This is a genomic window from uncultured Dysosmobacter sp. (genome assembly GCF_947631165.1).
Taxonomy (GTDB): Bacteria; Bacillota; Clostridia; order Oscillospirales; family Oscillospiraceae; genus Oscillibacter.
Map to the genome: position 1 here is coordinate 54,083 of NZ_CANRKH010000015.1, position 17,870 is coordinate 71,952.

13 protein-coding genes are annotated in these 17,870 nt (G+C 61.5%); 1 reads left to right on the forward strand and 12 read right to left on the reverse strand.

The window, feature by feature from the left end:
• Positions 1-97: 97 nt before the first annotated feature.
• Positions 98-1,558 carry a sodium-dependent transporter gene (locus tag Q0Z69_RS09120; RefSeq protein WP_298032393.1) on the reverse strand — a complete coding sequence of 487 codons (1,461 nt, stop codon included), beginning with the start codon at positions 1,556-1,558 and terminating at the stop codon, positions 98-100.
• Between the two features lie 165 nt (positions 1,559-1,723).
• Between Q0Z69_RS09120 and Q0Z69_RS09125 the strand changes: the two genes are divergently transcribed.
• Positions 1,724-3,127 (forward strand): GNAT family N-acetyltransferase, encoded by a 1,404-nt coding sequence (locus Q0Z69_RS09125; RefSeq protein ID WP_298032395.1) that lies wholly within the window; start codon positions 1,724-1,726, stop codon positions 3,125-3,127.
• 42 nt (positions 3,128-3,169) lie between these two features.
• Here Q0Z69_RS09125 and Q0Z69_RS09130 read toward each other — a convergent pair whose 3' ends face one another.
• From Q0Z69_RS09130 to Q0Z69_RS09180, 11 genes are all read right to left on the reverse strand, one after another.
• A complete protein-coding gene (locus Q0Z69_RS09130) occupies positions 3,170-3,400 on the reverse strand; it encodes a hypothetical protein (protein WP_298032398.1) in 231 nt (76 codons plus the stop codon).
• 95 nt (positions 3,401-3,495) lie between these two features.
• Positions 3,496-3,903, reverse strand: a complete 408-nt coding sequence (gene cdd, locus Q0Z69_RS09135) for a cytidine deaminase (RefSeq protein ID WP_298032402.1) — start codon at positions 3,901-3,903, stop codon at positions 3,496-3,498.
• A gap of 152 nt (positions 3,904-4,055) precedes the next feature.
• The gene (locus Q0Z69_RS09140) at positions 4,056-5,321 is read right to left on the reverse strand and encodes a polysaccharide deacetylase family protein (RefSeq protein WP_298032404.1); all 1,266 of its coding nucleotides are present in this window, start codon (positions 5,319-5,321) and stop codon (positions 4,056-4,058) included.
• Positions 5,322-5,430: 109 nt separating this feature from the next.
• A complete protein-coding gene (gene spoVAE / locus Q0Z69_RS09145; protein ID WP_298032406.1) occupies positions 5,431-5,787 on the reverse strand; it encodes a stage V sporulation protein AE in 357 nt (118 codons plus the stop codon).
• Positions 5,788-5,902: 115 nt separating this feature from the next.
• Positions 5,903-7,606 carry an ammonium transporter gene (locus Q0Z69_RS09150; RefSeq protein WP_298032408.1) on the reverse strand — a complete coding sequence of 568 codons (1,704 nt, stop codon included), beginning with the start codon at positions 7,604-7,606 and terminating at the stop codon, positions 5,903-5,905.
• Between the two features lie 184 nt (positions 7,607-7,790).
• Positions 7,791-9,191: a glutamate synthase subunit beta gene (locus Q0Z69_RS09155; RefSeq protein ID WP_298032411.1), complete on the reverse strand. Its 1,401-nt coding sequence runs from the start codon at positions 9,189-9,191 to the stop codon at positions 7,791-7,793.
• Positions 9,192-9,209: 18 nt separating this feature from the next.
• Entirely contained in the window at positions 9,210-13,742 is a 4,533-nt protein-coding gene (gene gltB / locus Q0Z69_RS09160) for a glutamate synthase large subunit (protein WP_298032413.1), read from the reverse strand.
• Between the two features lie 91 nt (positions 13,743-13,833).
• Positions 13,834-14,370 carry an ANTAR domain-containing response regulator gene (locus Q0Z69_RS09165; RefSeq protein ID WP_298032416.1) on the reverse strand — a complete coding sequence of 179 codons (537 nt, stop codon included), beginning with the start codon at positions 14,368-14,370 and terminating at the stop codon, positions 13,834-13,836.
• Between the two features lie 46 nt (positions 14,371-14,416).
• On the reverse strand, positions 14,417-15,748 hold the full coding sequence (gene glnA / locus Q0Z69_RS09170; RefSeq protein WP_298032418.1) for a type I glutamate--ammonia ligase: 1,332 nt from the start codon (positions 15,746-15,748) through the stop codon (positions 14,417-14,419).
• Between the two features lie 243 nt (positions 15,749-15,991).
• A complete protein-coding gene (gene spoVAD, locus Q0Z69_RS09175; RefSeq protein ID WP_298032421.1) occupies positions 15,992-17,032 on the reverse strand; it encodes a stage V sporulation protein AD in 1,041 nt (346 codons plus the stop codon).
• Between the two features lie 286 nt (positions 17,033-17,318).
• Positions 17,319-17,870: DDE-type integrase/transposase/recombinase (locus Q0Z69_RS09180; RefSeq protein ID WP_298032423.1), on the reverse strand; the 552-nt coding region annotated here is incomplete at its 5' end.

Genomic DNA, 17,870 nt, shown 5'->3' on the forward strand with positions numbered 1-17,870 from the left:
TGCGAAAGCGACTGCGATCTTCAGGATTTGGCGGATACTGTTTGGGGCATGATAAGAAAACGGCGCGGCCTTCTGGCCGCGCCATCAGAAAAGCGGATCAAACGAAGATGCCCAGGTGGAAGAAGGTGTCGATCTGGCCCACCAGGATCAGGATCATGGCCAGCGGCACCACGAATTTGATGCAGAAGGAGAAGAAGCCGTTGATCTTGGCGGTGCTGCCGGTGTTGATCTCGTCCAGCAGCGTTTTGGGCTTGATCTCCCAGCCGATCATGATGCTGGTCAGCAGCGCGCCCAGCGGCATGGCGATGCCCTCGGACAGGGCGTCCATGAAGTCCAGCCAGCAGTCGTTGAACTCGCCGATGACGCCGAAGGTGTTTCGGAAGGGGATCCACATGTCGTTGCTGCCCAGGCCGTCCAGCGCCACGATGGCGGCCTCCACCATGATGGCGGCGCACACCCAGAAGGCGATCTTGTGCCGGTTGCCGTTCTTGCCCTTGGCGGCGGCGTGGTCCATGAAGTAGGTGATGATGACCTCGATCAGAGCGATGGCGGAGGAGATGGCCGCGATCAGCACCAGCAGGTAGAAGATCACGCCGAACAGGGGGCCGATGGGACCCATGGCGTGGAACACGTCCTGCAGGGTCACGAACAGCAGGCTGGGGCCGCCCAGCTTGATCTGATCCAGAGGGATGCCGCTCTGGATGCCGTTGGCCACGGCGGCGGGGATCACAGCCAGACCGGCCATGATGGCCACGATGGTATCGGCAGTGACGACGATGCAGGAGTTCTGCACCAGATTCTGGCTCTTTTTCAGATAGGAGCCGTAGGTGATGGTGATGCCCATGGCCAGGGACAGGGAGAAGAACATCTGTCCGCCGGCGGTGGCCAGCACGGTGGTCCAGTGGGGCGCTTTTTCGATAAAGCCCGCCTGGACGGCGTAGCCGGGCAGGAACATGAACTTCAGACCCTCCACAGCGCCCTCCATGGTGACGGCACGGATGATGATAATGACCAGCATCACGAACAGGGCGGGCATGCCCACCTTGTTGAACTTCTCGATGCCGCCGGCAATGCCGCCCCGGTTGATGAGGAAGCAGATGATCATGAACAGCAGCGTGAACATTACGCAGCCGAACTGGTTGGTCAGCATGGAGCTGAACAGGTCCGCGCCGGTCTGAATCTCAGCGCCAGCAAAAGCCAGATTGCTCAGGTTCAGGGACATATACTCGATGCAGTAGCCGCCCAGGACCGAGTAAAAGCTCATGATGACAAAGGGAGAAAAAACGGCCAGCCAGCCGACCCATTTGAAGCGCTTGCTCAATCCCTGGTAGGCACCGACGGTGCCCTGACCGGTCTTGCGGCCCATGGACAGCTCCGCCATCATAATGATGAAGCCCACAAAGACCGCCAGCAGCAGGTAGATCAGCAGGAAGGCGAAGCCTCCCGATTTACCCATTTTGTACGGAAAGCCCCAGATATTGCCCAGGCCAACGGCGGAGCCGATGGCTGCCATCAGAAAGCCGAAATTGCTTCCCCAATTTCCTCTCTCATTCTGCAAAATGATTCCCTTCTTTCTTATAACGTTTTTTCATGCCGACTATTAGAAGTGTGCATACTACAATACTACATTTTGTCCAGCCAGTCAAGCATATGTGCGCGAATAGGCGACATTTGTATGAGAATCGGGCGTTTTCCCTAAGACGACCAGAAAAAGGATGATATTATGTGTCAATTTAAACCAGTGACGAAACAGGATGCCAGCAGGCTGAGAAAGTATTACAAGACCTGCCAGTATGGGCTGTGTGAGTATTCCGTCGGCACCAAGCTGATGTGGCGGAATACCCTGCACCCCGCCTGGGCGGAGATTGCCGGGTGCCTGGTGGTGCGGAACACCATCGACGGCCAGACGGTGTTCGACTATCCCGTGGCGGGACCGGAGGGCGACGAGGACGCCGCTCTGGACGCCATTGAGGCCTACTGCCTGGAAAGAGGCGTGCCGCCGGTGATTTCCGTGGTGCCGGAGTGCAAGGCCCCGCGGCTGCTGGCCCGCTATCCATACGCCCGGGTCAGCAACATCCGCACCTGGCGGGACTACGTGTACTATCGGGAGGACCTGCAGCTTTTTGCGGGGCGGCGGTATTCCGGCCAGCGGAACCACATCAAAAAGTTCCGGACCCAGTGGCCGGACGCGGAGTTCCGGCGGCTGACGGCGGCGGACGAGCCGGTCATCCAACAGTTCTGGCAGGACTATGAGGCGGAGTTCCCCAAGGGGGACAATGCCAAGGCCCGGGACGAGCTGGGGCTGGCCAAGCGGATGCTGCGGATGGTGGACAAGCCCTGGTTCCTGGCCGGCGGCATGTTCGACGGAGAGAGGCTGGTTGCCCTGTCCCTGGCGGAAAGATGCGGAGACACCCTCATCATCCACATCGAAAAGGCGCTGTACTCCTACACCGGCGTGTACCCCACGCTGGTCCAGACCTTTGCCAACGCCTTCGGCGACGGCTGCCAGTGGATCAACCGGGAGGACGACGCGGCGGACCGGGGGCTGCGGACCTCCAAATTGCAGTACGGCCCGGCGAAGCTGGCTCCCAAATACCGCTTCCAGCCACAGAATGAGCTGCTGCAGCATGTGGACGCCATTCCGGCGCTGCAAACGGAGCGGCTGACCCTGACCGCCCTCACCGAGGCGGACATCCCCGCCTACAACGCTCTGGTGCTGGACGGGGAGCGGAACCGCTGGTGGGGCTATGACGACGTGGGCGGCCTGGGCGGCCCGGTGGAGGAGCGGAGCTTCTTCGACGTGGCCCGGCGGGACTTCGAGGCCCGGCAGGCGGTGAATTTTGCCGTGCGGCTGGATGGGAAGCTCATCGGCGAGGCGGTGCTGTACCGCTTTGACTGCCGGGGCGGCGCTGAGCTGGGCTGCCGCATCGACAGCGCTTACGCCGGCCATGGCTACGGCACGGAGGCCTTTGCGGCCGTGGCAGACTGGGCGCTGTACAAGGTCCATCTCAGCCGGGTCGTGGCCAAGTGCTTCAAGGAAAATCAGGCGTCCTACAAAATGCTGTCCGCCTGTATGCGGAAGCACGGCGAGGACGAGACCTTCTTCTATTTTGAAAAGCTGGTGTAAAAAGGCACGGCGCTCCGGTCAGAGCGCCGTGCTTTTGAATTTTTATCGTCTGAAAATTTTGCGGATAATGACAGGGATCGCGCCTGCGGCCAGCCCAACCGCCAGAGCGATCAGGCTTTTTACAAGGGCCATGTATTTGATGCTCTTGATAAAATATGTCATGGGATCGGCCTCCAGCTTGATGCGCCAGCCCGGGATACCGTAGCAGCAGTGCCAATACGCGGCGGCAAAGGCGGTGAGGAACAGCGCAATGGATAGCCCCGCTTTTTTCATGTTATGTGCCTCCCTTGAAAATGACGGCCTGTGATGGATGCGCCGCACGCAGCCATTTGCTTCAGGGCGCGGTGGAGCGCCGTGCCGCCGTTTCTTCACATGTTGGCCTCATGGCTGAGGTGGTCCGGGCCGAAGCTGTGGGGCAGCAGCTCCGGCAGGGTGAAGGTGCGGGACTCCCCCGCGCCGTTGAGGCAGATGATCTCCAGCTCCGGGGCAAATTCCCGCATCACCTGGCGGCACACGCCGCAGGGGACGCAGAAGTCCGCCCCCCGTCCGGCGATGACGATGCGGATGAAAGCAGTATGACCTTCGCTGACGGCGTGGAAGATGGCGTTCCGCTCGGCGCAGATGCCGGCGGGGTAAGCGGCGTTTTCCACATTACAGCCGGTGAACACCGCGCCATCGGCGCACTCCAGTGCCGCTCCCACGGGAAAGTGGGAATAAGGGCAGTAGGCCTGGTCCAGCATGGAGACGGCCAACGCCTTCAGTTCGTCAAGAGTCATAAGAAAACCTCTTTCCAATTAGGGATTAAACTAATTAGGGATTAGGAGTTAGGAATTACCGGCTTTGCCGGTCACTTTATTCCAGCTCCTCAAGGGGGAGCTGCCGCCGCAGGCGGCTGAAGGGGAATTTTTCATTCCGAACCCCTCATTCCTCAATGTTTCGGCGTCCAGCGGACCTCCCGCTGGGGGCGGACGTCCAGGTCGATGATGTCCCGAGCGTCGTAGAACTGCTCATACCAGCTCAGCACCTTGTCGCTGCCCCGGAGGGTGGTGCCGTCGGGGTGGAGGCGGTCACAGATCACGGCGCAGATGTCCTTTTTGATGCTGCTGTAGCTCTCGATACCCACGGAGGCAAACACCCGGAAGCCCTGACTCTGGAGATACTGGAAGATGGGACCGGTCTGGCGCACGTCATCGCCGTCGGGCCGGGCGCCGTGAGGGTAGTACAAAATGGTGGTGGGTCCCACCAGGCTGCCCACCTCATCCAACCATTTTTGGGTGTCCGCCTGGACCACCTCCAGGGACTTTTTGGCCAGGTTGATGTGGCCCCAGGTGTGGCTGCCGAAGGTCCAGCCGGTGCGCTTCAGCTCCGCGATGATGGGCTTGACGGCCTCCCGCTCCTTCTGGCGTTTGGCCTCGTGCTCGGCGGACTGGTCCTCCTTCTCCGTCATGGTGCGGTAGCCCAGGATGCCGCAGTAGCCCGTCAGGCTCAAACTTCCCTTGGCACCGAAGGGGGAGAAATCCGGATGCTCCTCCACGAACTTGTCCAGGATGGGGATGGCGTCCAGGTCCCGGCTGGTGACTTCGTTGCCCGCCGGGTCCTTGCCCCAGGACCAGATTTTGCCGTCCTCTCCGATAATGAGCTTGTAGGTGAAGCCGTTCTCCAGCATATAAGGATAGTAGTTGGTGTCGTCATAGGAAAAGATCAGGGGTTTTTTGCCCTCCGGGATATACAGGGTGTTGCGGACCATTTTGGGCTGGCCGTCCTCGCCGGTGACTTCGCTCCACACGTCGCCAATGTCCACCAGAATATAGCCTTTGTCATAGACGCTCTGGAGGATCTTGTTGTACTCGTCCACCGTTACCATATAGTCGTCGATGCCGTCGGACTGGCGGTCCCCGTCAAAGGCCAGCTCTGGATAGGCTACCACCGGGTGGAAGAACAGGTGCTCCACAATGCCGTCCCAGGCTGTGTAGGTCACGCCGTCCCGGACGCCGCCCTCCGGCAGCACCGTGGGGTCGTAAATGACGTAAGGCTCCGGTTCCGGCATTTCCGGCTCCTCCGGGACCTTCGCCTGGTCAGGGGATTCCGGCTGAGAGGGACCATCGTTCTCAGGAGCGGTGGGCGCATGGCCGCCGCAGGCGGCAAGGGAGGACAGCAGGAGCAGAGTCAGCAGCAGGGCGGGGATTCGGCGCATGGTGGGTCATCCTTTCTGTCGGATCGTTTGATATTTCTAGTATAACAGGTAATTTGACAAAAAGAAGCAACAAATCGGTTACAAAATAAGGGAGGGCATGCGCCCTCCCTTACCGCTTGTTTCCGGGTTTGAAAATAACCGCCATCAGCACAGCAAAAACCACTGCCGCCGTAATGCCGCCAGCGGCGGCGGTCAAACCGCCGGTGAGGACGCCCAGCCAGCCCTGCTCCGACACGGCTTTTTCCACGCCTTTGGCCAGCAAATGGCCAAAGCCCGTCAGGGGGACTGTGGCCCCGGCACCGCCCCAGTCGGCGATGGGCTGGTACAGTCCCAGTGCGCTGAGCAGCACGCCCGCCACCACATAGCCTGTCAGGATGCGGGCGGGGGTCAGCTTTGTACGGTCGATGAGGATCTGGCCAATGGCACAGAGAACGCCGCCGCAGAGGAACGCATTGAGATATTCCATAGAGATGCCTCCTGTTTCGATTCTGCTGTCAGTGTTCCCGCGGGAGGGCGGAACTATGCGGAAGCGGAGCCGCTTACGCGGCCCCGCTTCCAGAAGGGAGAGAGAAAAAGCATGGTCAGTTGGCGTCCTGGAGGGCGTCGTAGCCCTGTTCGCCGGTGCGGACCTTGATGACGTTCTCTACGTTGTAGACGAAGATCTTGCCATCGCCGATGCTGCCGGTGTACAGTACCTTCCGAGCGGTGTCCACCACTTGGGAGACAGGGACCTTGCTGACCACGATGGAGACCTGGATGCTGGGCAGCATGGTAGCCTCCACCCTGGCACCCCGGAAGTAACCCTCGGTCTTGCCCCGCTGCTCGCCGCAGCCCATGACATTGATGGCGGTCATGCCAGTGATGCCGATGTCGAACATGGCCCGCTTCAGTGCATCGAACCGCTCCATCTTGCAGAGAATATCCACTTTGGTCATTTTTACGCCGCCCACAGATGCGGGATCCGCCGCAGAGGGCGCCACCTCCACAGGGACGGATTCCTGGACGGGAACGCCGCCGGAGAGGACCTCCAGGCCGTCGGGGGTATCATCATAGGTAAAGGCGAAGCCGCCGTAGGCGGAGGGCAGGCCGTGCTCGGTGATGTCCAGGCCCTTCAGCTCCTCCTCGGCACTGACCCGCAGGCCGATGGTGTGCTTGATGAACTGGAACACGATGGTGATCGTGACGGCGGCCCAGGCGGCAGTGGCCAGTACGCCCACGCACTGGATCAGGAAGAAGTGGGCACCATGGCCGTAGAACAGGCCGTCGGTGGTGGAGAGCAGGCCGGTGAGAAGGGTGCCCAGAGCGCCGCAGACGCCGTGGACGGAGACCGCGCCCACCGGGTCGTCGATCTTCAGCACGGAATCGAAGAAGTTGACGGAGATGGGGAGCACCAGGCCCGCCGCCACGCCGATGACGGCGGCGCCGGCGGGGGACACTACATCACATCCGGCGGTGATGGCAACCAGACCTGCCAGAGCGGCGTTGAGCGTCATGCCCACATCGGGCTTCTTATAGCGCAGCCAGGTATAGATCATGGTGACGCAGCAGGCCACGGCGGGAGCCATGTTGGTGGTGACGAAAATCAGTCCGGCGCTGGCGATGGTGTCGTCCCCGGTCATGCCCACAGTGGAGCAGCCGTTGAAGCCGAACCAGCAGAACCACAGGATGAACACGCCCAAAGCGCCCAGAGACAGGTTGTGGCCCAGGATGGCCCGGGGCTTGCCGTCCTTGTCATACTTGCCGATGCGGGGACCCAGAATGGCCGCGCCGATGCAGGCGCACACGCCGCCCACCATATGGACCGCCGTGGAGCCGGCGAAATCGTGGAAGCCCATCTGGCTCAGCCAGCCGCCGCCCCAGATCCAGTGGCCGGAGATGGGGTAGATAAAGGCGGAGATGCAGAAGGAGTAGATGCAGTAGGAGATGAACTTGGTGCGCTCCGCCATGGAGCCGGAGACGATAGTGGCGGCAGTGGCGCAGAACACCGTTTGGAAGATCAGGTAGGCCATTAAGGGCACGCCCTCCGGCAGAACGGCGGCGTAGTCGCCCCGGACAAAGGGGTCAAGGCCGCCAATGATCGCGCCGGACCCGGCGAACATGATGCCGAAGCCCAGGACCCAGTAGGTGGGGGTCCCGATGCAGAAGTCCATCAGGTTCTTCATCAGGATGTTACCGGTGTTCTTGGCCCGGGTGAAGCCCGCCTCGCACATGGCGAAGCCTGCCTGCATCAAAAAGACCAGGGCTGCACCCAACAGGACCCAAATGGTATTGACAGCTGAATACATAAGATTCCCTCCTCTAAAACAAAAAGGCAAGGGCGCCGGAGAGATCTGCTCTCTCAGGCGCCCTTGCCTTGCGATGGTATGACTTTACCACGGGAGGTCATACGTCGTCAATGGGCGGATTTGCCAAGAAATTCACGGATTTGTCAAAAAAGTTCTCTGGTATTTATATAGATTAACTATGCCCTCACATTGTCCGCACCAGGTTGGTGTAGCCGATCAGGTATTCGTCTACCTCTGCGGCGGCGGCGCGGCCCTCAGCAATGGCCCACACCACCAGGGACTGGCCCCGGCGCATGTCGCCGGCGGCAAAGACCTTTTCCACGTTGGTGGCGAAGCCTCCTTCCGCCGTGCGGACAGTGCGGTCCGCCGCCACGCCGAAGGCGGCGCAGACATCGTTTTCGCAGCCGGCAAAGCCGGTGGCGGCGATCAGCAGGGAACAGGGCAGGGTCTCGCCCGCCGTGGTGGTGACGCCGGTAAGAGCGCCGCTCTCATCCGTTACCAGGGACTGGACCTGGACGCCGAACCGGCGGGGGTCGCGGCCGGTGACGGCCAGGGCCTCCTCATGGGCATAGTCCAGGGGGAGCGCTCCATCCTTCAAATAGTCGCTCTCTGGGCGGCGGACCAGCTGGGCCACGGAGGCGGCTCCTTCCCGCAGGGCAGTGGCCACGCAGTCGCTGGCGGTGTCGCCGGTGCCGATGATGACCACATCCCGCCCCCCGGCGGCGGGGCAGGCGGCATCCGTTTTACGGAAGATGTGCCGCTCCACGGCGGCCTTCAGGTATTCGGTGCCGTAGTACACGCCGGAGACCCCGGCGGTGTCCAGACCCAGGGGACGGGGCTTGCCCGCGCCGCAGCAGAGGACCACCGCGTCATATTCCGACAGCAATCGCCGGGCGGTCTTGGGGACGGCGGCATCCACGCCGCAGACGAAGCTGACGCCCTCGTCGGTCATCAGGTCGATGCGGCGCCGCACCACGTCTTTGGGCAGCTTCATATTGGGGATGCCATAGGTCAGCAGGCCGCCGGGATGTTCCTCCCGTTCCACCACCGTGACGGAGTGGCCCCGGTGATTGAGCTGATCGGCCACTGCCAGGCCCGCAGGGCCGGAGCCCACCACACAGACCTTTTTGCCCGACCACTGGGGCGGACGGCGGCGCTTGATGGCTTTGGAGGCGAAGGCATCCTCAATGACGCACAGCTCATTGTCCCGGACAGTGACGGGGCTGCCGTAGATGCCGCAGATGCAGGCGTGTTCACAGGGGGCGGGGCATACCCGACCGGTGAACTCCGGGAAGTTGTTGGTTTTCAGCAGACGGCTCAGGGCGTGGAGCCGGTTGCCTGCGAAGATCATGTCGTTCCACTCGGGGATCAGATTGTGCAGGGGACAGCCGAAGGTCTGTCCCTCCCACACCATACCGGTCTGGCAGTAGGGCACGCCGCAGTTCATGCAGCGGCCGCCCTGCTGTTCCCGGGCAGTGTCGGGCAGGGGGATGTGAAATTCATTCCAGTCCCGGACCCGTTCCTCCGGGGGCCGGGAGGCGTCGCTTTTGCGGGTGTATTCCAAAAAACCCGTTGTCTTTCCCATAGTATCCGGCCTCCTTTCTCAAGCCCTGGTGTTGGCGTAAAACGCCTCGATCTCCGCCTGCTCCCGGCTCATGCCCTTTTCCTCGTACTGGGCGATGGAGCGCAGCATCCGGTCATAGTCCTTGGGCATGACCTTCTTGAAGCAGGGGATGTAGGAGTGGAACGCCGCCAGGATCTGCCTGCCCCGGGGGGAGCCGGTGGCGGCCACGTGCTCTTCGATCAGGGCCTTCAGCTCCTGGATGTCGTGGGATTCCGTCAGGGTGTCGGTCAGCACCTGCTCCTTGTTGAGCCGCATGTACAGGTCGTGGTTTTCATCCAGCACATAGGCGATGCCGCCGGACATGCCCGCCGCGAAATTCTTGCCGGTGGGTCCCAGGATGACGCAGCGGCCGCCGGTCATATACTCGCAGCCGTGGTCGCCCACGCCCTCCACCACGGCCACCGCGCCGGAGTTGCGGACGCAGAACCGCTCGCCGGCCATTCCGTTGATGAAGGCCCGGCCGCTGGTGGCGCCGTACAGGGCCACGTTGCCCACGATGATGTTCTCGCCGGGGTCGAAGGCGCTGCCCTTGGGAGGATAGACGATGAGCTTGCCGCCGGAGAGACCCTTGCCCAGGCCGTCATTGCAGTCGCCCTCCAGGGCCAGGGTCAGGCCCTTGGGGATGAACGCGCCGAAGGACTGTCCGCCGCCGCCATGACAGGTGATGATATAGCTGTCGTCCGGCAGGGAATTGCCGCAGGTCCGGGTTATCTCGGAGCCGAACAGGGTCCCAAAGGTCCGGTCCGTGGAGGTGACCCGCAGGTCCAGCTTTCCGGACCTTTTGCCCTTCAGGCTCTTGCCCAGCTTTTCCAGCAGGACGCTCACATCCACGGTCCTTTCCAGGTGAAAGTCATAGACTGCCTTGGGATCGAAGTGGGGGACATGGCTGCCATATGGATTGTGGAGCAGGTGGCTCAGATCCAGGGTCTCCGCCCGGTGGGTCACCAGCCTTTCCCGGACCCGCAGCAGGTCGCTGCGGCCCACCAGCTCATCCACAGTGCGGATGCCCAATTTCGCCATGTACTCCCGCAGCTCCTGGGCCACGAAATACATGAAGTTGATGATGTATTCCGGTTTCCCGGCAAAGCGCTTGCGGAGCTGGGGATTCTGGGTCGCAATGCCCGCGGGGCAGGTGTCCAGATTACAGGCCCGCATCATGCAGCAGCCCAGGGTCACCAGGGGCGCGGTGGCGAAGCCGAATTCCTCGGCACCCAGCATGCAGGCGATGGCCACGTCCCGGCCGGTCATCAGCTTGCCGTCGGCCTCAATGACCACCTGGGTCCGCAGACCGTTCTGAATGAGGGTCTGGTGGGTCTCCGCCACGCCCAGCTCCCAGGGCAGGCCCGCGCCCTGGATGGAGTTCTTGGGGGCGGCGCCGGTGCCGCCGTCGTAGCCGGAGATCAGCACTACTTGTGCGCCGGCCTTGGCCACGCCCGCGGCAATGGTGCCAACGCCCGCCTCGCTGACCAGCTTCACGCTGATGCGGGCGTTCCGGTTGGCGTTTTTCATATCGTAGATGAGTTGGGCCAAGTCCTCGATGGAGTAGATGTCGTGGTGGGGCGGAGGAGAGATCAGGCTGACACCGGGGGTCGAGTACCGGGTCTTGGCGATCCAGGGATAGACCTTTTTGCCGGGCAGGTGGCCGCCCTCGCCGGGCTTGGCGCCCTGAGCCATCTTGATCTGGATCTCCTTGGCGCTGCACAGGTACTCGCTGGTGACGCCGAAGCGGCCGGAGGCGATCTGCTTGATGGCAGAGCACCGCTCGTCGTGAAGGCGCTCCGCGGCCTCGCCGCCCTCGCCGGAGTTGGACTTGCCGCCAATGCGGTTCATGGCGACGGCCATGCACTCGTGGGCCTCCTGGGAGATGGAGCCATAGCTCATGGCACCGGTCTTGAAGCGTTTGACGATGGATTCCACCGGCTCTACTTCATCAATGGGGATGCCGCCGTTCTCATCGAACTGGAAGCCCAGCAGGCCCCGCAGGGTGTGGGGCTTGTCGGCAAAGTCCACCAGGGCGGTGTACTCCTTGAAGGTCTCATAGCTGCCCTCCCGGGCGGCCTTCTGCAGCAGCAGAATGGTGCGGGGATTGTACATGTGGTCCTCTTTGTCAGGGCCGGAACGCAGCTTTTGGGCGCCCATGGAATCCAGAGTGGAGTCAAAGCCCAGGCCCAGGGGGTCAAAGGCCTGGTTGTGGTTCCATTCCACGCCCTCGCCGATCTCTTCCAGGCCGATGCCCTCGACCCGGGAGACAGTGTTGGTAAAATACTTGTCTATTACCGCCTGGTTGATGCCCACGCACTCGAAGATCTGGGCAGACTGGTAGGACTGGATGGTGGAGATGCCCATTTTGGAGGCGATCTTCACGATGCCATGGAGAATAGCGCTGTTGTAGTCGTTGACAGCAGTGCCGGGGTCTTTGTCCAGCAGGCCCAGCGTCACCAGTTCCTCCACACATTCCTGGGCGAGATACGGATTGATGGCCTGGGCACCGTAGCCCAGCAGGGTCGCGAAGTGGTGGACGTCCCGGGGTTCGGCGCTCTCCAGGATCATGGACACAGCGGTACGCTTTTTGGTGCGTACCAGATACTGCTCCAGAGCGCTGACTGCCAGCAGGGAGGGGATAGCCACATGGTTCTCGTCCACGCCTCGGTCGGAAAGAATGAGGATGTTGGCTCCGTGCTTGTAGGCCCGGTCCACATTGACGAACAGCTGGTCCAGGGCGTTTTCCAGGGGAGAGCCTTTGTAATACAGCAGGGAGATGGTCTCGACCCGGAAGCCGGGGCGGTCCATGTAGCGGATCTTCATCAGATCCAGATTGGTGAGGATGGGATTGTGGATCTGAAGGGTCGTGCAGTTCTCCGCCTTTTCCTGCAGCAGGTTGCCGCCGGTGCCCACATACACCGTGGTGTCGGTGACGATCTCCTCCCGGATGGCGTCCATAGGGGGATTGGTCACCTGAGCGAAGAGCTGCTTGAAATAGTTGAACAGGGGCTGATGATGCTCGCTGAGTACTGCCAGCGGGGTGTCCACGCCCATGGCGCTGGTAGGCTCGGCGCCGTCCCGGGCCATGGGGAGAATGGAGTCCTTGACCTCCTCATAGGTGTAGCCGAAGGCTTTGTACAGCCGGTCCCGCAGCTCCTGGGAGTGGGTCTCGACCCGGCGGTTGGGGATGCTCAGATCCCGCAGATAGACCAGGTGCTGGTCCAGCCATTCGCCGTAGGGCTGCTGGCGGGCGTAGCGGCGTTTGATCTCGGCGTCGTCCACCAGCCGTCCCTCTCGGAGGTCCGCCAGCAGCATCTTGCCGGGCTGAAGACGGGACTTTTTGACGATGGTCTCCGGCGGCAGGTCCAGCACGCCCACCTCGGAGGACAGAATCAGCTTCTCGTCGCTGGTGAGATACCATCGGCAGGGCCGCAGGCCGTTGCGGTCCAGCACCGCGCCCACGGTGTCGCCGTCGGAGAACACGATGGCGGCGGGGCCGTCCCATGGCTCCATCATGGTGGCGTAGTAGTGATAGAAGTCCCGTTTGGCCCGGTCCATCTTTTTGTCGTTGGCCCACGGCTCCGGGATGCACATCATCACTGCCTGGGGCAGATCGATGCCGTTCATCAGCAGGAATTCCAGGGTGTTGTCCAGCATGGAGCTGTCGGACCCACTCTGATCCACTACCGGCAAGATCTTGTCCATGTCCTCGTCCATCACAGGGGAGGACATGGTCTCCTCCCGGGCCAGCATGCGGTCCACGTTGCCCCGGATGGTGTTGATCTCGCCGTTGTGCATGATATAGCGGTTGGGGTGGGCACGCTCCCAGCTGGGATTGGTATTGGTGGAGAAGCGGGAGTGGACCAGGGCGATGGCGCTCTCGCAGTCAGGATCCGTCAGGTCGGCGTAGAACTTGCGCAGCTGGCCCACCAGGAACATGCCCTTGTAGACGATGGTGCGGCTGGAGAAGGAGGAGATGTAGGTGTTGATGTTGGACTGCTCGAACACCCGGCGGGCCACATACAGCTTCCGGTCGAAGTCCAGGCCCTGGGCGCAGTCCGCCGGACGGCGGACAAAGCACTGGCAGATAGTGGGCATACAGGACCGGGCCTTCTGGCCCAGCACCTCTGGATGGGTCGGCACGTCCCTCCATCCCAGAAACTCCAAGCCCTCTTTAGCCACAATGATCTCCATCATTTTTTTGGCCTGGGCGCGCTTCAGGTTGTCGTTGGGGAAAAAGAACATGCCTACGCCGTAGTCCCGGGCCTCGCCCAGGGCGATGCCCTCGGCCTCGGCGGCCCGGACCATCAGCTTGTGGGGGACCTGCAGCATCAGGCCCACGCCGTCGCCGGTTTCGCCGGCGGCGTCCTTGCCGGCCCGGTGCTCCAGCTTTTCCACAATCCTCAGGGCACTGTCCACCGTCTGATAGGAGCGGATGCCCTTCAGGTCTACCACCGCGCCGATGCCGCAGGCATCGTGCTCAAAGCGGGGGTCGTATAATGATGAGGTTTTGGGATTGGGTCCCAGCATAGGAAACACTCCGTTTCAATTAGGAATTAAAAATTAGAGAAGGAATGAGCGGCGTCTATTGTTCATTTTCAATCATTCATTATCCATTCGTTTACCGGTACGAGTCGATGATGATCTGCGCCGTCTCCGTCATCTTCAGCCCTGCGTCCATGCTGCGCTTTTGCAGGAAGCGGTGGGCCTCGGCTTCCGTCATGCGGTTGAGGTCCATCAGCAGCTCCTTGGCCTTCTGGATCAGATGCTGGTCCTCCTCCCGGCGTTTGGGCGGGGGGCGGCGGAGCTTCTGCTCCTCAAACTGGCGCAGCAGGTCCAGGGTCGCGAAAAAGTCGGACCGGTGGATGGGGGAGGGCAGCTTGTGAAGGTTCTCGCCCTGGCAGAAGTCCAGATGCACCGGGGAGGCCACCACCAGCAGCACAGCGGAGCCAAGCAGGTCGGCGGCCAGGTCGCTGGCCGTCATGTCCCGTAGCTTGAAGCCGCACACCACGATGGCGCTGCCCAGCTTGCGGACGGCCCGAAGGACCTCCGCCCCGGCGGCGCAGCAGGCGGCAGGGGCATAGCCGCGGTCGGCCAGCAGGCACAGGATGCGGCGCTGGGCCTCTTCATTGGCAAAGGCGACCACGATCCTGTCCATGAGCTGCATCTCCTTTCGTTAAGGGGTCGCGGGGTGGGGCTGAGCGTCAGAAGGTCACCAGGTACTTGTCCAGCTCCCACTGGGAGACCTGATTGCGGTACTCCTCCCACTCCCGCTGTTTTCCAGCGATATACTGGGCGGAGATGTGACTTCCCAATGCGTCCAGAACCAGTTGGTCTGCCGTCAGCGCGGCGATGGCGGAGCCAAGACTGTCGGGCAGGCGCTGGATGCCGTGGGCGGCTCTGGCCTCGTCCGTCATGGCATTGAGGTTTTCCGGGACCTCCGGCGGCGGGGTCAGGCCCCGTTCCATGCCGTCCAGGCCGGCGGCAAGACAGGCGGCGAACGCCAGATAGGGATTGCAGGCGGGGTCCGGGCTTCGCAGCTCCACCCGAGTCCCCTGGCCCCGGGGGGCCGGGATGCGGATCAGGGCGGAGCGGTTGGAGGAGGACCAGGCCAGGTAGCAGGGGGCCTCATAGCCGGGGACCAGCCGCTTGTAGGAGTTCACCAGGGGATTGGTCAGAGCGCAAAAGCCCTGCACATGGGCCAGCAGGCCCGCAATGAACTGGTGGGCCAGGGGAGAGAGCTGACTGGGGGCGGCTTCGTCATAAAAGACGTTTCGGCCGTTTTGGAACAGGGACATGTTGATGTGCATCCCGCTGCCGGCGGCGCCGCAGACGGGCTTGGGCATGAAGGTGGCGTGGAGGCCGTTTTTCTGGGCCAGGGTCTTTACCGCCAGCTTGAAGGTCATGATGTGATCGGCGGCCTGGAGGGCGTCGGTGTACTTCAGGTCGATCTCATGCTGTCCGACCGCCAGCTCATGGTGGCTGGACTCGATCTCAAAGCCCATCTCCTCCAGCGCCAGGCAGATTTCCCGGCGGGTGCTCTCACCGTGGTCCAGAGGTCCCAGGTCGAAATAGCTGGCCTCATCGCTGGTCTGCGTCGTGGGGCGGCCGTTCTCGTCGGTCTGGAACAGGAAAAACTCCAGCTCCGGGCCCACGTTGAAAGTGTAGCCCATGCGCTCCGCCCGCAGCAGTTCCCGCTTCAAAACGCCGCGGGGATCTCCCACGAAAGGCGCGCCGTCGGGGTCGTGGACCTCGCAGATCAGCCGGGCCACCTTGCCGTATTGGGGCCGCCAGGGCAGCACCGCAAAGGTGTCCAGGTCCGGCCAGAGATACTGGTCGGATTCCTCAATACGGACGAAGCCCTCGATGGAGCTGCCGTCCAGCATGATCTCGTTGTTCACCGCCCGCCGGATCTGGGAGGCGGTGATGGCCACGTTTTTCAGCTGTCCAAAAATGTCGGTGAACTGCATCCGGATGAACTGGATATCCTCCTCCGCGACCCGGCGGATGATATCCTCCTTGGTATATCTGCCCATGGCACGGTCTCCTTTCGAACCATTGGAATTTAACGCTTTAAAGTGAACGACAATATCATAATAAAATGAGCAAAGACAACCCCAGAGGGGGCGCCTTTGCTCTCTCTTTTACAGATTATACGAGGGAAAAACCGGCCCTGTCAACGGTTTTAATGCTGACAGGACCGGTTTTGGCGGATTTCGGGAACTTTTCTAAAAGCGGCGGGCGGCGGGGAAGCTGCTTTGTGCATTTTTATACGGCGTTCACTTGTTTTCCTGGGACGCACATTCCCTGCTGGCAGAGATGCAGACGGCGTGGCAGATGCCGGGGATGGATTCGCCCTGAAAGCTGGAGGTAGGGGATAGCAGCGCCCCGGTGGGGGCGAAGAGGATGCGCTTCCATCTGCCCCGGCGCATCTCTGTCAGCAGGTAGCCGTTCAGTACCGAGGCGGCGCAGCCGCAGCCGGAGGCGCCGGCGTGCATGTCCTGCTTCTGCCGGTCGTAGAGCAGCAGGCCGCAGTCCTGAAAGGTCTCCCCCAGGTCCACACCGTCCCGGGCGAAGAAGTCCCGGACGATGGCGTGTCCCAGCTCCCCCAGGTCGCCGGTGATGATCAGGTCGAAGTCATCCGGCTTCATTTGGGTATCCTGGAAGAAAGCGGACAGAGTGTCATAGGCGGCAGGGGCCATGGCGGCGCCCATGTTGTTGGAGTCATTGATGCCCTTGTCCACGATCTTGCCGCAGGTGACGTGGGTGATATAGGGGCCGGGGCCGTCGGCGGCCAGGATGGTGCAGCCGCAGGCGGTGGCGGTCCACTGGGCGGTGGGGGTCCGCTGACTGCCGTAGGGAACCGGCATCCGGTACTGCCGCTCGGCGGTGCAGAAGTGGGAACTGGTGATAGCGGCGGCCTTGTCGGCGTATCCGCCGTCGATGATGAGGGCAGCCAGAGACAGGGATTCCCCCATGGTGGAGCAGGCGCCGTACAATCCGTAGAAGGGGATGCCGAAGTCCCGCAGACCGAAGGAAGAGCCGATGCACTGGTTCAGCAGGTCTCCGGCGAAAATATAGTCCAGGTCGCCGGGGGACAGCTTCGCTCGGTCCAGCGCCCGCTGAAGGACCTTTTTCTGCATGGCGGATTCCGCCTTCTCCCAGGTCTTTTCACCGAAAAAGGAGTCCTCATGCAGTTCATCAAAATAGTCCGCCAGAGGGCCTTGGCCCTCGAATTTGCTGCCGAAGTTGGAGAAGGAGAGTACGGAAGGGGGATGGGCCAGGGCAACTGTCTGCCGGCCGACGCGTTTTTTGTTCATATGGGACACCTCGGATCATGGATTTTCCTTACGCACTGAAGATAGGGTGTCCCAAGATGCGGGAAACTATAATCAAATAACTTGAAAAGCGGCAAAACCATTTTTCAAGTGTCGCAGCGCGTGTGTTCTGCGACAGGCCGCTTCGAGGCCTTGATTTGGATTTCATAGACAATAACCGTGGGCTTTGCGCACAGCGGGCAAAGCCCGCTTGAAAAATAGCAAAGCTATTTTACAAGTTAAGACTATATCTCACGTTTCTGGATTTCCCGCGGAAATTGTAGGATTGTCAAACATATTGGACAGCAAAGTCAAGAGGAGAAAGCCAACGGAGAGGCCTCATGGGGAAGTTGTTAGAGCGGTGGTTGGGAACAGCAAGCTGCTTTGCAAAGTCCTCCAGGGAGAAGAAGGAATGACAGGAATAGAAGCGTTTCTGGTCTTCCCGGTGGCTGCGCTCCACTTTGCCGTTATGCCGGGGCGTATAGGGGCGGATCAGTTTGTGCCGGATCCCCAGCTCAGCGGCGGTACGCTCAAATAGAGTGGGCAAGTCTTTCCTGCTGTTAGAAAACCGGTTGGTAAACTCAAAGCCATTGTCCGTCTGGACACATTCCACCCGAATGCCCTTTCTGGCATACCACTTCACCAGCTTTTTCAGGAAATCAGCGGAGGAATAGGTGGACTGTTCCGGGTAGGCGGCCAGGAAGCGCAGGCGGGTAAATTCGTCAATGGCAGTATATTGGAAAAGCCGCAGCTCCGGATCAGCGATACAGGAGCGGGGAACTACTTTCACATCCACCTGGACCCGCTGGCCGGGACAGGTCATCTGCTCATAGGGCTTTGG